The organism is Flavobacterium sp. 140616W15 (assembly GCF_003668995.1).
Lineage (GTDB): Bacteria > Bacteroidota > Bacteroidia > Flavobacteriales > Flavobacteriaceae > Flavobacterium.
In genome coordinates, this window is the sequence record NZ_CP033068.1 from 2,275,732 (window position 1) to 2,290,886 (window position 15,155).

Below are 15,155 nucleotides of genomic sequence, written 5' to 3' on the forward strand. Positions count from 1 at the left end.
CTTGGATTAGAAAAAGTGATTTAATAAAAAAAGTGGCTACTATAATTATAGTAGCCACTTTAGAATAATTCACATTATGCAATCTATTTATTCAACAATAAGTTTTTGAGTTGATACCTTACCATCCTGCTCTACATTCATAATATAAACTCCTGATGGTAGTCTATGAATATTTAATTCTCTATTTTCTGTTTCAATTGTAAAAACAATTTTTCCTGCCATATCAGATATCACAATATTCTTTATACCGGTAAAGGCTGTCTGTACATATACCTTTCCTTCTTTTACTGGATTTGGATAAATTACAAATCCATCGATTTCATTCTTATCTACTTCCAGAGCACAAACTGATGTTGATACATTTATTATACGAGTCACTAAAGACTCATTTTGCAATAGATCTTTTATCTTATAAGTTAAGATATATTGACCTGCCGTATTTATATCAACTGTTCCTGAGACCGTGACTCCCTCACTGATATCCGTATCCAAATTATCTTTAGCAGTATAACCTGCTTCAATATACGGACATCCTTTGTTTAAATATACAACTGTATTTCCCTTAAGTATGATTGTCGGTCTGACTCTCTCAATTGTTACTATCCAATTTTCGATTGTACCATTTTGTGCCATTACATTATATACCACAGGTAAAGTATAATTTAATTCCGTGACTCCACTATCTTGTTTAATGGTACCAATACGCAATGATGCAAAATCGGATATTTGAAAACTTGGAATTAAAGCACTTAAATTGGCGTTGTTATTAACAAAAACTTGTATCGTTTTTAAATCTGAATTTATTATAGTTGCTCCTATTTGGTTTGCTACCGAATAAGATATAACATTGGTTTCAGAATTCTTTGCATCTAAAGTTATTGTATAATTTGTTTGAGAAAACTTATCTTCTGAAACTACAGTTACTAAAAAACTATCTGTATAATCAAATGAAGTAGTTTTTGAGTTTAATTGTTTCACTCCATCTATATATAGTTCCGCTCCTGATGAAACAGTAAAATCTGCAATTAAATTAGATAGATTAACCCCATAAGGAAGAGTTTTAGTAACATTATTACCAACTATTTCTGTATTAATCTCTTCAGTTAACTCAGGATTAGAAGCTGTTTTAAAATCATAAGATAGTAACTTACTTTCCGTTTTTAAATTACTTATAATTTTTAATGTATAGACTTCATTAATTCCAGCATTAAAACCTACACCTTCTACAGTAAAGATCACTGGATTTGTATAGTCATTTTTTGTTTTGCCACTTATTTGTGTTATCCCATTTATTTTTGCAATACTTTGCATCTCCAATGAAAATTTAGCAACAGCAGTAGCTACATCAGTTCCTTTCTTTAATAAAATTGTATATGTTTTGGTAGTTGCATCATATGATGATGATAGTTGATTTATAAAATCTAGTTTTTGCAATAAAACTGGTACGTTCCAAAATTTCCCCTCTCCTATGCCATTTGTATCAGCATTTTTCACAACAGCTGTATTATCATATATTGAGGAGTCATGAACAAACTCTTTATCTCCTTCAGAAAAGGAGTAATAGGCATCCAAACCTAGTTCATTTCCAACATAGTTTCTCATTGCATTGCCTTTTATTACTGCTAGAGTACGAACTCCTGACCAAATACGAACTTCGTCTATATTCCCATTTAAGCCACGTGCTAAACCTGCATTGTTTCCTATATAAGCAGATGATGTTGCATTTGAACTTGCCTCTCCTGCTATGCCTGTGCTTGTAAAAGGAACCGAAACTCCATCTATATAAATTTTATAAATATTGGTTTTACTTACCCTATAAGCAATATGATGCCAAGTATTTTGCTTAATTGAATTTTGCCCCGTATTTATAACATAAGAACCTTTGGCAGTAGTTATAGAAAGTACTAAACTATTTTCTTTATAAATGCTAAGACTAGATGTGTTATGTATAAAAAACAGCACTGTACCTTTATCTAATATTCTACCTAAAATACTTGGTTCCTTCTGATTAACCCATGCTTCGAATGTATAATTATTAGTAAGATTTAAAGCTGGATTAGCATCAATAACTACAAAATCATCTAATCCATCAAAAGTTCCTGTAACGTTTGTAGCATAATTTGGAACATGTGCTATTGTTACTGATTTAGAATCATTTGTAGCATCTGTATCACCTTTCAATTTAGTATAAACATCGATTGTGTAATCTGCTGGAAGACTCAAATCTGCTTTTGTAGTAAATGTGAAATTAGCAGTCGCTTTAGATGCAATAGGGTCTACTACAGTTTCAACTACTTCGTTGATTCCATTAATTTTATAGGCAATTGGGAAGTTCGTAATTGGAGTATTCGAATAATTACGTATCACTACTTCCACTGAAACTGGTTTCTTACCTGACTTAAGTGGCGTTACAATTCTCTCTACACTTGCATCTGCTACAGTAAATGGCAATACATCAATTGTATATTCTTCTATTTCAAAATCTTCATTAGAAGTTGTTACTCCATCAATAGTTGGTCCAAGATTAACATTAAAATACTCATATGGCGAACGATACATATGTATAATACGCATTAGTTTCTCACCAGCTTTTGTACCTGACGGAATAGTTAAACCTCCTACTAATGAGGATTTATTTCTAAAATAATGCACTGTTGGTGTTGACTTAATCGCAGGTGATGTCGAAGCAGGTAATGTATTTACCCAAAAATTACCTGCATAAAATTCATCTGTTAAGTTACCATCACCATTTAGGTCAATAACAATCATTGTAAAAACACCCGCATTTGCTGTTTGGTCTCTAGTAATTGGCACTCCTGTTCTACTAATTGTAACCTCTGGCTGATAAGTAAAGCCAGCATATACAGGGATTTTTATACTCTTAAAATCTGAATATGCTGTAGTTCCTGAAGTATTTACAATGTCATTCCATTTCAATTTAGATATTGCATATCCATCTGTATTAATGTGAACTGGTAGTTCATTTTTATTATATACAGTTTTTTCGATTACATCATTAGCACTATTATCATCTGCTATATCAATTCCACTTTTAATTTTATATTCAGCATTAACAGTAGATAAATCTGCTTTGGCATTAAACGTAAAACTAACTGTTGAATATCCTGGAATAGCAGGAATTGTTTCAGTAACTTTTGTTCCATTATTTACCTGATAAAATACTGGATGGTCTGTTAATGCTTCAGACCCTAAATTATTAACTCTAATTGTTATGTTGTGTGTACTTGATTTTTTACCAAGAATTTCTGGAGTTACTACAGAAACTATACCTGCGTCATTTACAAGTGGTTTTGTAACACAACTAATAGCTGCGATCCAACCCCTTCTATTTACATAATCAGTAGAAACAAATTTAAAGGTTAATTCTCCTCCACTTGCCGTTGAAGTCAAAGATTCTGGTAAGTCAGCTCCTGTAAATGCACCTAACAATGGAGCTGTTATAGATGAACCATTATAAACATATAAAAAATCATAACCCATCTCGAGATCAAAATCAGTAAAATTTACATTTATACTATTCTTAGTAATTTCTGGCTTAAAAGTTATTATTTGCGTAACTCCTATTGGATAATTATTAAAACGTGTACCTGCATCTGTAAATACTGCCGAACAAGTTGTCATACTAGCGACAGATCCCATCAAAACATCTGTACCAGTATTATAAAATGTATTTGTAACTGTGTTATTTTTTATTACTTCATCCCCTATATAATTCACATTAGCAACAACAGTATATTGCCCTGGAGCAGAGAAATCAGCTGCTTTTGTAAAATCATAAGCTATTTCTGCTAATGAGCTAATAGGTCCTGGAATTGTTTCAATTATTTCTTCTTCATCATTTATTTTATAAGAAACTGGAATATTACTTATAGCAACTGGAGAATGATTGAAGATTTTTATTTTTACAACTTCTGTTGCTGTTAAGCTAGTCTTTGGAATAAATGAAGTTAATTCTAAATCAGTTGACGTAGCTTCGTAAATAGCAATATTATCTACAAAAACTAAATTGTAAACATTCTTTTTATTCACTACAATAAAGTTATTATCTATAACTGTTTCGAATACTATGCTAAATGTAGTTCCTGCATAAGCTGATAAATCATAGGTTAATTCAGTATTACCTGATAATTGTGTCCCTCCATAATCCGTTTTATTTTCATGGCTATTTACAAGATTTCCATTTATCAGGACTCTAAAAAAACTTTTATTGACTGGTCCAACACTATTCCATAATAAATTAAACTTCATTCGGATATTTTTTCCAGCAAGGCTTGTTGCATCTATATCACAAAATGCTATCTTTTTTATATAATCTGGATTATTTGCAAATGCATCTATTGCTGTACTTTCTACCCAAGAAGAGGTAGATGTTGTGTTTGAGCCTTCCATCTTTACACCATCTAATAGTTCTGCATTGATATATTCATATTTAATACCTCCAGCAACTCCCTTAGACATAACATAATTGGTTGCTTTTCTATTATTGAAATTCTCCAGAAACGGCAATTTTAAAGCATTTAATACTGGTTGAAACACTGGCTCTACATTTACGGCACGAACTCGTTCAGAAACTATTCCTGTAATGCCATCTACTGTACGAACAGAAAACCAATTATCCTCACTTACAGCAAGATTATCAAATATATAAGTCGGTTCTGTAACAGTTGCTACAACATCAAATTTATAACCGTTCATTTTTAAAACTTCATATTTTGCTCCTTTAATAGGATCCCAATCCATTTTATAAGATGGAGTGCCACATACTGAGGGTGTGATAACTAAATTTTTAGGTTCTGTAATAATAGTAAATACTTCTTTGGAAACATCTACTTTTGTACCTGCGCTTATTCTTATTTTAGCATTTGCAACTATCCCAGTTGGTATTTTCCATTCAAAATTTCTTGCTACTGATGGAACATCTTTTGCGAGTATTAGATAATTAATTCCTCCATCTAGAGAGTACTCAATGGTAAACGTTTTAGTATCTCCTTCATAATCCCATCGAATATATTCAGTCGTATCTGGATTAAATTTTTCTCCACCTATCGGATAGGTAAGAACTAATCCTGGAGTCACAAAATCATACACCACTGAAAACTCCTGATTGTTAAAAGGAACTGTTGTACCTGTAACTATAATTTTATAGATTCCCTCAGTAGGATTGTCTACTGTTATCTGCTCAATATTGTTCATTCTATCAATTCCACGAGTGGCATTTGCTTCTGGTGTTATTGGATTTAATACCCAAGGCAGAATCGTTGTTCCATCCTTTACTATTTTAATATCCAAATCATTTACCTGAATTGATCCTGCTCCTGGTGTCCCTGGAAGATCAGAATAGGCAAGCATTACTTTAAGTGAAACCAATCCTTTTGGAACTATAATTTTTTCTTCATATCTTTCTCCATTAGCAACAGAAGCGGTATAAAACATTTTTTTATCTAATACTTTTACTGCTCTTAGTCCATTTATGTTTCCAAAACCATATTTATAATCAGGACCTGGATTCCCAACATCTTTTGCGGTATTAGCAACTAAAGCTTTCATTAATGAAGCTAATGGTTTCTCTCCATAAATACCTTTATATCTTTCGTATAACAAAGCAACTATACCAGTTACTCCTGGTGTTGCCATTGAAGTTCCACTCATGAACTGATAGGAATTACTATAATCTAATGAATACACATTGCTCCCAACTGCTGCAATTTGTGGTACCAAGCGTCCATCAACTGTTGGTCCAAAACTACTATAACCACTAATCTGATCATTTGGATTATTTGCTGCAACATGCAATGAATTCTTCGAATTTTTTGTAGAAGTATTAAATCCTCCCGGATATATAGTTTGAGCATTTCCATTAGAATATATGTTTAAAAGATAAGGGTTCATTGCGGTAACAAAATCATCACCATAATCTGATCCATTATATCTATAGGTACTAAAGCCAGAAGTAAGACTTGTTCCATAAGAATTTGATGTAATTTCAATTCCATCTTCTGCAATTGATTTTAATCTTTCGCTTGCAACCGATAAACCATTTGATTGGGTATTAAAATTCCATCCATACATTTGTACTTCTGGAGCCATCCCTTTTGCTCTAGGATCTAATAAACCAGCCCCACCAATAGTTCCTGCTACATGACTGCCATGAGATGAATTGTATTCATACTCCTTATTAATTACTCTCCCTGTATAATCTTTATGGTTCTCTAAATTTCCATCCCAAACACCAACTTTCACTCCCTTTCCTGTTAATCCATATTCTAAACCTGAAATAGTAGATCCCAAAACATTTGCTTTATGCGAAGTTACTCCTGGTTTATTATCACTTTCAACAGGAGCTGCAATTAATTCAATATTTTGTACCCAATATTTTTTTGCGATATCTTCTAGTTTATCTTTAGAAACCTGCAGATAAATTTGATTAAATGGTTCTTCAATTTTTATGTTTTTCACAAACAAACCTGATAAATCATTTGAGATAACTTTTGAATCTACTCCTTTGAAATAACTTACTACTACCTTAACTCCATTTTCCTCTAAAGCATAATCTGGAATAGTATTATTGGCAAGCATTAGATCTAATTTATATTTTGGATCAATCGCAATTATGCTTCTTATATTATCAGACACATTTCTTTTACTATAAAAATCAGATTCAATTGTAGCATAATAAGCATTATTTGATAAATAGCTAAGCAAAGTGACTCCTTGTTTTTTCAATTTTTGTTGCTCATCTATTGAAGGTATTCTTATAAATTGCAACAAAATATATTCCTTATCAAGTCTTTGTCGTTTGCTTGTATTCTTTTTTAATTCTATAAACTGCTGTTTAAAATTTTCAGTAGTCGAAATTTTATTTCCATTTATAGTAATAGAAAAATCAGTTTCTGAAATGTTTTGTGACCATCCCAAAATAGCTAAAAACATCATAATTAGGTTAAGTAATTTTTTCTTCATTTTGAAAACTATTTGATTAACACTTATTTCTAAAAAACAAAATAAAGATTAAACTTACAAATTAATTCTGCAAAAACCTATATTATAAGATTTATTATATTAAATTATGGATAGTTATGGGAATTAAAAGATTTAAGTTATTTAAAAAGGATTTTATTTTACTAATCAAAATAACGCTATAAAAAAAGACCTATCAAAACATATTTGATAGGTCTTCTCATAATTTTTAATAAAAAATAAAGCTATTTTATGGCCTTCATTTCTTTGGCTTTTTCTTGCCAGCGCTCACTAAGATCATTATAATCAACTGGATGAGCTGGTGCTTGATATTGTAATCTTCCTGATTCAAAAGCACGAATTAAGATTGTTTCAATTAAATAGTCCTCATTAACCTCATAAGGAGCATATTCAGTCTTTAAACTAATATCAAAAACATTAGCTGTAGTGTTAGCCCAAAAGGCTTTCCATCCACTTTTTAAAGTTTTTACTAACTCAAATGTAGTCGTTCCTGTTTGACGGTGAATGAGCTTCACTAATATTTGCCCCTGCTTACGAGATAACTTCTTTAGTTTCCCTTCAAATTCATTATTAAGATAATCTTCAACAATTTTAAAATATTTCTTTTTTTCTCTATTTGAAGATAAACGAGCCATACCTTTATTAAGAGCAACTAATCTATCCGAAGCCAATCTAGCAAATGGATATGTTTTATAAACTCTATTCTGTAAAATTAAAAATTGTTTTTGAGCCTCAGGATCAAGCTTTTCTTTTGAAATAATAATTTCTGGTAATTGAATTGTATCGTTTAATATAGAATCCTTTTCGGTTAAAACGTATCCCATTTGTTGGGGATTATTTTTATCGATTTGAGCATGACCAACAAAACACACTAGAAAAAAGCAAAATAAATAAGTTCTAAACTTCATTGAGTTATTAATTTGAATGTAAAATTATACATTTATATACAATTGTAATACCAAATTTATATTTTAGAAAAAAAATATCATATAAAACTAATATACAACAACTTAACAATTTAAAAAATAATATTAGCCTCCAAATATGAATCAAAAAAACTAGTTTATATCTGAAAACAACTAGCTTACAATAATTAGAAAATAACCTCTACTTCTTTTTATCCCTACTTTGACATAAAAAATTCATTTACCAATTATATAGAAATAATTTCAATAAAAAGATCAGAATGTAACTAATAGTCTTTGATTGACATCAATAATAGATAAAACAATAACTAAAAAGAGACAATAAAATGTATAAAGCATATTTAACATAATATAAATCTAAAGTTCCAATTATTTTTATTTTTTGATAAATTAAACTTGATTTAAAGATATTAATATTTACATTTGCTCTATTCTTATTTATTCTAAATAGATAAGTTATTTCTATCTAATAAAAAACAAATCTTGTCAAAAATCAATAAACAATAAATACATAAATATGAAGAAGAATCTTTTTATTTCTATAGCATTAGCTGCTACTTTATTTGTTAGTGCACAGCAAAAAAACATCTTACTAGAACAATCATTTTGGAAAACGTCACCAGATGTAAGTGCTGTTAAAGCCGAAATAGAAAAAGGAAGCAACCCGTCTCAGCCCAATCAAAATGCTTTTGATCCAGTTGTTTTAGCAATTAACAATGATGCTCCAATAGCTACTATAAAATTCCTTTTAGAACAGCCTGGAAATCCAGTAAATAAAATGACTCATGACAGTCGTATTTATTTACATTGGGCAGCCAACAAAGGAAATATCGAACTTGTAGAATATCTTATTGCAAAAGGTTCTGATATTAATCTTGAAGATAGTAAAGGTGCAACACCGGTTGTTTTCGCTGCTAGCAACGGACAATCTAATACGGCTTTATACGACACTTTTTTCAAAGCAGGTATTGATCCAAAGAAAAAATATAGAGATGGAGCTAATTTATTATTAATGGCAATTCCTAATGATAAAGATTTAGTATTATCAACTTATTTTGCGACTAAAGGAATGTCATTAAAAGACGTTGATAACCAAGGAAACACTGCTTTTAATTACGCAGCTAGATCTGGAAATGTTGCTCTTTTAAAGAAACTTTTAGAAAAAGGAGTTAAGTTTAATGATAATGCACTTCTTATTGCAGCACAAGGAGCTCGTAGAGAAGCAACTTCTCTTGAAGCTTATAAATATTTAGTTGAAGAAGTTAAGATAAAACCAACCGCTGTAACAAAGTCTGGAGAAAATGTTCTTCACTTTTTAGTAGCTAAACCTAACCAAACTGAAATCGTTACATATTTCTTGGCAAAAGGCGTAGATGCAAACAAAACCGATAAAGACGGAAATACACCATTAATGATTGCTGCTTCGGCAAAAGATACTGCTGTTTTAGAAAAATTACTTCCGGTAGTAAAAAACTTAAATGCACAAAATAGTAAAGGGGAATCTGCTTTAACATTTGCAGTAAAATCAGGAACTCCCGAAGCTGTTGAAATTCTTTTAGCAAAAGGAGCTGACGTTGCAGTTAAAGATAAAGACGGAAATAATTTAGGCTTTTATTTAGTACAATCATACCGTCCGCAAAATAGTCGTGAAGCTACTTCAGCAAAAGATCCTTTCGATGCTAAAATAAAATTACTTCAAGATAAAGGATTGAACCTAGCAACTCCACAAGTGGATGGAAGTACCTTGTATCACATTGCAATGGTTAAAAATGATTTAACATTATTAAAGAAATTAGCTTCTTTAAATATTGACGTAAATGCAAAAAACAAAGATGGCTTAACAGCTCTTCATAAAGCTGCAATGGTTTCTAAAGACGATTCTATATTGAAATATTTATTGTCTATTGGTGCAAAAAAAGATATTCAAACTGAATTTGACGAAAGTGCATATGCTTTAGCAAAAGAAAATGAAACTTTGACGAAAAATAACGTCTCTTTAGAATTTTTAAAATAATAACTTCTTTTTGCGATTCTTTAAAATAACAATAAAAGATCGCATTATTAGGAATTGAATAATACAAACACAATTACATCATGAAATCAATATTTAAAATAGCTCTAACTGGAGCCCTTATCTGCCTAATATCTTTTCAAGCTTCTGCACAAGCTTCAAAATACAAATGCATGCTTCAAATGTCAAACTATATGGGAGAAGGAGCCTATATTGTTGTTTCTCTTATCAATGCTAAAGGAGAATATGAAAAAACACTTTATGTAATGGGTGATGATAAAAAATGGTATAACACTCTAAAAGAATGGAATAAGTTTCATTCTAAAAAACCATCTGATAATATTAGTGCAAAAACGGGTGCCTCTGTAACAGGCGGAGACAGAAGCATTACCACGATAGAAATTGAAAATTCTAAAATCAATTCTGGATACAAATTAAGATTTGAAAGTGCTGTTGAGGATCAAAAATATTATGTAAACGACTTAGAAATCCCTCTAACAACAGAAGGATTAGCTACTAAAACAGAAGGTAAAGGATACATCCGTTACGTAAGATTAAATAAAATATAATAGCATATAATGATTCTTTCTTTTTGGCGTTACTCTCACTTGGCTTTGGCTTTGTTTTCTTCTTTGTTTCTATTTATTGCATCTGTTACAGGTATCGTTTTGGCCGTTGATGCTGTACAAGAAAAAACGCTTCCTTATCGAGCAACAAATTTTGACACAATAACTTTAGAACAGACTTTACCTATTTTAAAAAAGGTATATCCTGAAATTACAGAGTTAACTGTAGATCATAATCAGTTTGTAACGTTGCAGGCTATTGATCAAGACGGAAATGACGTTAATGCTCATATTGATCCTTTAACCGCCAAAGAGTTAGGAAAACCTTTAAAAAAGACTGAATTCATTCAATGGGTTACTGCTTTTCATCGTTCTTTATTTTTAAAAGAAACAGGCCGTCTTTTTGTTGGAATTATTTCATTTTTACTTTTTTTAATTTCAATTTCGGGTTTTGTTCTTGTTGTTAAAAGACAGTTGGGAGTTCGTAAATTCTTTTCAAAAGTAACTAAAGATTATTTTTCTCAATATTATCATATCATATTAGGAAGATGGAGTTTAATTCCGATTTTAATTATTGCACTCACTGGAACTTATTTAACATTGGAAAGGTTTAACTTTTTCATGGACAAAGAGAATAATAAGTTCGAAAAATCAATAACAGTTGCGGAACAAAAAAATGATGCTCCATCAATATTCAAACAAACTCTTTTATCTGATGTTAAAAAAATAGAATTCCCTTTCTCTGATGATCCAGAAGAATATTATATCATTCAATTAAATGATCGAGAAATCGAAGTTAATCAGGTAACTGGCGCTGTAGTAACAGAGAAACTTTCTCCGATGAGATCGCAATTGGCTCTTTTAAGCCTTAATCTACATACTGGGAAAACCAATGCAGTTTGGGCAATAATTCTAGCAGTTGCTTGTCTAAACATTTTGTTTTTTATTTATTCGGGGTTTGCAATGACCTTAAAAAGAAGAGCAAACCGAATCAAAAATAAATGCAAAGCTGAGGAAAGCAAATTTATCTTATTGGCTGGTTCAGAAAACGGAAGTTCATTGCGATTTGCTAGTGCGATTCAAAAACAATTGATCGCAAACGGTGAAAAAGTTTTCATAACCGAATTGAATAATTTTAAAACTTTTCCGAAAGCAGAACATATCATCATTTTCACATCAACACACGGATTAGGAGACGCTCCTTCTAATGGAGATAAATTTACATCCATTCTAAAAAAACACAATCAAGAACATAAAGTTCAATTTTCTGTTGTCGGGTTTGGTTCAAAAATCTATCCAAACTATTGCGGTTTTGCATTTGAAATTGATTCTTTACTAGAAAAACAAAATTGGGCTAATCGTTTATTAGAAGTACAAACTGTAAATGATAAATCTGCAGAAGAATTTGTAAACTGGGTTAGATTATGGAGTACTAAAACTGGAATTCCATTATCTCCAACACCTTCCTTATATAATGAAGTTCCAAAAGGCTTACAGAAATTAATAGTATTAGACAAAACTCCTGTTTCTGATTCTGAACATACTTTTATACTTACTTTACAGACAGGAAGCAGAACCAAATTTGTTTCTGGTGATTTATTAGCCGTTTATCCTGCAAATGATAATAGAGAACGCCTCTATTCTATCGGAAACCATTCTGGCAATGTGCAATTAGTTGTAAAACTGCATTCACATGGATTGGGTTCTACTTATTTAAATAATCTTGAACCTGGCGATAGCATCAAAGCGAGAATTCTTAAGAATCAAGCTTTTCACTTTCCAAAAAAATCCCCAAAAGTGGCTTTTATTTCAAATGGAACTGGTATTGCTCCTTTCCTTGGAATGATTGAACAAAACAAGATAAAAACTGAAACTCATTTGTATTGTGGCTTCAGAATGGAAACAGAAACAGTTTCTGGATATAAAAAGTTTGCTGCGACTATGATTGAAAAGCAACAACTTCATAGTTTTCATTTAGCATTATCACGTGAAGCAGAACACATTTATGTAATGGATCTTATAAATCGTGATGCTGCCTTTTTTGTTGAATTATTATTACAAGGTGGTACTATAATGATCTGCGGTTCGTTGGCAATGCAAAAAGATGTAGAAATGGCTCTTGATGTATTATGCCTTTCTAAGCAATCCAAAAGCATACTAGATTTTAAAAATAATGGACAGTTATTAACGGATTGTTATTAACCGTACTTAAAAGACACTATACATGTCAGTTAATAAAAATTTCATACAGCAACTTTTGTTTCTTTTTGTACTAACTAGTAGCTTTTATAGCAATGCGCAAGTTTTACGAAAAAGAACTACGCTCCTTATGGGAAGTCGTTTTGACATCACAATTGTTGCAAAAGATTCTCTTACTGCTGAGCAAAATATTGATGCATCTATTGCTGAAATTACACGAATTGAGAATTTAATTTCAGATTGGAAATCAGATTCTCAAGTTTCTGAAGTAAGTCAAAATTCAGGAATTCGACCTGTAAAAGTAGATCGTGAAGTTTTTGAGTTGACGCAAAGAGCAATCCGTTTATCAGAAATAACAAATGGTGGATTTGATATCAGTTTTGCTGCCATGGACAGAATCTGGAAATTTGACGGATCAATGACTGAAATGCCAACGGAGGAAAATATTAAAAAATCGGTAGAAAAAGTGGGGTATAAAAATATCATTTTAGACTCCGTAAATTCTACTATATTCCTAAAACTAAAAGGAATGAAATTAGGATTTGGTGCACTTGGAGAAGGTTATGCCGCTGACAAGTGTCGCGATATGATGCTGGCAAAAGGTATCAAAGCTGGAATCATAAATGGATCAGGAGATATGAGTACTTGGGGAAGTCAACCAAATGGAACTCCATGGAAAATAGGAATTACCAATCCGTTTAATCCTGAAAAACTCTTAGCTACTGTACCTTTAGAACAAGAAGCTGTAACAACTTCTGGAAGCTATGAAAAATTTGTTGTTTTTGATGGTAAACGCTATTCTCACATCATAAACCCTGCAACTGGATATCCTGCAACTGGCTTATGCAGTGTAACAATTTTTGGTTCTAATGCCGAAACGGCAAATGGTTTAAGTACTTCTATAATGGTACTCGGACAAACAGAAGGTTTACTCTTACTTAAAAAATTCCCAGATTACAGCTGTCTAATGATTACTGATAAAGGAAAAGTTATAAAGTCTGAAAACTTCCGTCTTAAAAAATTCAAAGCTAAATTTCACTAAAATAAATCGCAGTAAACATTTTATAATTTTAATCTTGGTGGCTACTCATTGAGCAACTTTGCCTATTCGTTAAAGTTAACAAAAACTGGATTATCCTTGTTTGTCTTTCGTCAAAATTAAGTTTACTTTTGTTACTATATATTTTATATTGTAGGTACTGCATATGCATAAGAAATGGCTGTTTCTTACCTAAATTATTAACTAAAAAAGATTATTCACTTACATAATCTTTTTGAATACGCTGGTAAAATATATAAAATACAAATTTATAAATTAGCAAAAAAATATTTTTATGAGTACAAAATCAATCTTAAATGATAGTTCGATTACCTTTTTAGAAAGCTATCTTAATAATGCATCCCCAACTGGCTACGAAAGTGATGGTCAAAAAATATGGATGGATTATTTAAAACCTTATGTTGATACTTTTATTACCGATACATATGGAACTGCTGTAGGAGTTATAAATCCAGATGCTCCATATAAAGTCGTTATTGAGGGACATGCAGATGAAATTTCATGGTATGTAAATTATATCACTGATGATGGATTAATATATGTAATAAGAAATGGTGGATCAGATCATCAGATTGCTCCATCAAAAAGAGTTAATATTCATACTAAAAACGGAATCGTTAAAGGTGTTTTTGGATGGCCAGCAATTCATACAAGATTACGCGATAAGGAAGAAACTCCAAAAATCAGCAATATTTTTATTGATTTAGGTTGTGAAACCAAAGAACAAGTTGAGAAAATGGGCGTTCATGTAGGTTGTGTTATTACCTATCCTGATGAATTTATGATCTTAAACGAAAACAAATTTGTTTGTCGCGCCATCGACAACCGAATGGGAGGTTTTATGATCGCCGAAGTAGCTCGTTTATTACATGAAAATAAAGTAAAACTTCCGTTTGGATTATACATCACAAACTCGGTTCAAGAAGAAGTTGGATTACGTGGTGCCGAAATGATTACCAAAACCATTAAACCTAATGTAGCTATTGTTACTGATGTTTGTCACGATTCGACAACTCCAATGATTGAAAAGAAAATTGAAGGAGATACAAAAATTGGTTTAGGACCAGTTATTACTTACGCTCCAGCAGTTCAAAATAATCTACGTGAACTTATAATTGATGCAGCAGAAGCTAACAAAATTCCGTTTCAACGTTTAGCGTCTTCTCGTGTTACTGGTACAGATACCGATGCATTTGCATATAGTAATGGTGGTGTTGCTTCTGCATTAATTTCGCTTCCGCTAAGATACATGCATACTACTGTAGAAATGGTTCACCGTGATGATGTTGAGAATGTAATTAAATTGATCTACGAATCATTGTTGAAAATTGAAAATGAAGAGACTTTTTCATATTTCAAATAAAATTAAAACTAATTTTAACTAAAATCCCCGC

7 protein-coding genes are annotated in these 15,155 nt (G+C 31.3%); 5 read left to right on the forward strand and 2 right to left on the reverse strand.

From position 1 onward, the window contains the following. Positions 1–87: 87 nt before the first annotated feature. Both EAG11_RS09740 and EAG11_RS09745 read right to left on the reverse strand, forming a co-directional pair. A complete protein-coding gene (locus tag EAG11_RS09740) occupies positions 88–6,981 on the reverse strand; it encodes a S8 family serine peptidase (protein ID WP_129539016.1) in 6,894 nt (2,297 codons plus the stop codon). A 242-nt stretch (positions 6,982–7,223) separates the two neighbouring features. After that, the gene (locus tag EAG11_RS09745; protein WP_242499329.1) at positions 7,224–7,823 is read right to left on the reverse strand and encodes a DUF4294 domain-containing protein; all 600 of its coding nucleotides are present in this window, start codon (positions 7,821–7,823) and stop codon (positions 7,224–7,226) included. A gap of 619 nt (positions 7,824–8,442) precedes the next feature. On the opposite strand from EAG11_RS09745, the gene EAG11_RS09750 reads away from it, so the two are divergent. From EAG11_RS09750 to EAG11_RS09770, 5 genes are all read left to right on the forward strand, one after another. Continuing rightward, a complete protein-coding gene (locus tag EAG11_RS09750) occupies positions 8,443–9,939 on the forward strand; it encodes an ankyrin repeat domain-containing protein (protein ID WP_129539018.1) in 1,497 nt (498 codons plus the stop codon). Between the two features lie 80 nt (positions 9,940–10,019). Then, positions 10,020–10,505, forward strand: coding sequence for a DUF2271 domain-containing protein (locus tag EAG11_RS09755; RefSeq protein ID WP_129539019.1), 486 nt, complete (start codon positions 10,020–10,022; stop codon positions 10,503–10,505). A 9-nt stretch (positions 10,506–10,514) separates the two neighbouring features. Next, positions 10,515–12,704 (forward strand): PepSY domain-containing protein, encoded by a 2,190-nt coding sequence (locus tag EAG11_RS09760; protein WP_129539020.1) that lies wholly within the window; start codon positions 10,515–10,517, stop codon positions 12,702–12,704. Positions 12,705–12,726: 22 nt separating this feature from the next. Beyond that, on the forward strand, positions 12,727–13,743 hold the full coding sequence (locus tag EAG11_RS09765) for an FAD:protein FMN transferase (RefSeq protein ID WP_129539021.1): 1,017 nt from the start codon (positions 12,727–12,729) through the stop codon (positions 13,741–13,743). A 292-nt stretch (positions 13,744–14,035) separates the two neighbouring features. Next, positions 14,036–15,124: a M42 family metallopeptidase gene (locus EAG11_RS09770; protein ID WP_129539022.1), complete on the forward strand. Its 1,089-nt coding sequence runs from the start codon at positions 14,036–14,038 to the stop codon at positions 15,122–15,124. The last annotated feature ends 31 nt before the right edge of the window (positions 15,125–15,155 follow it).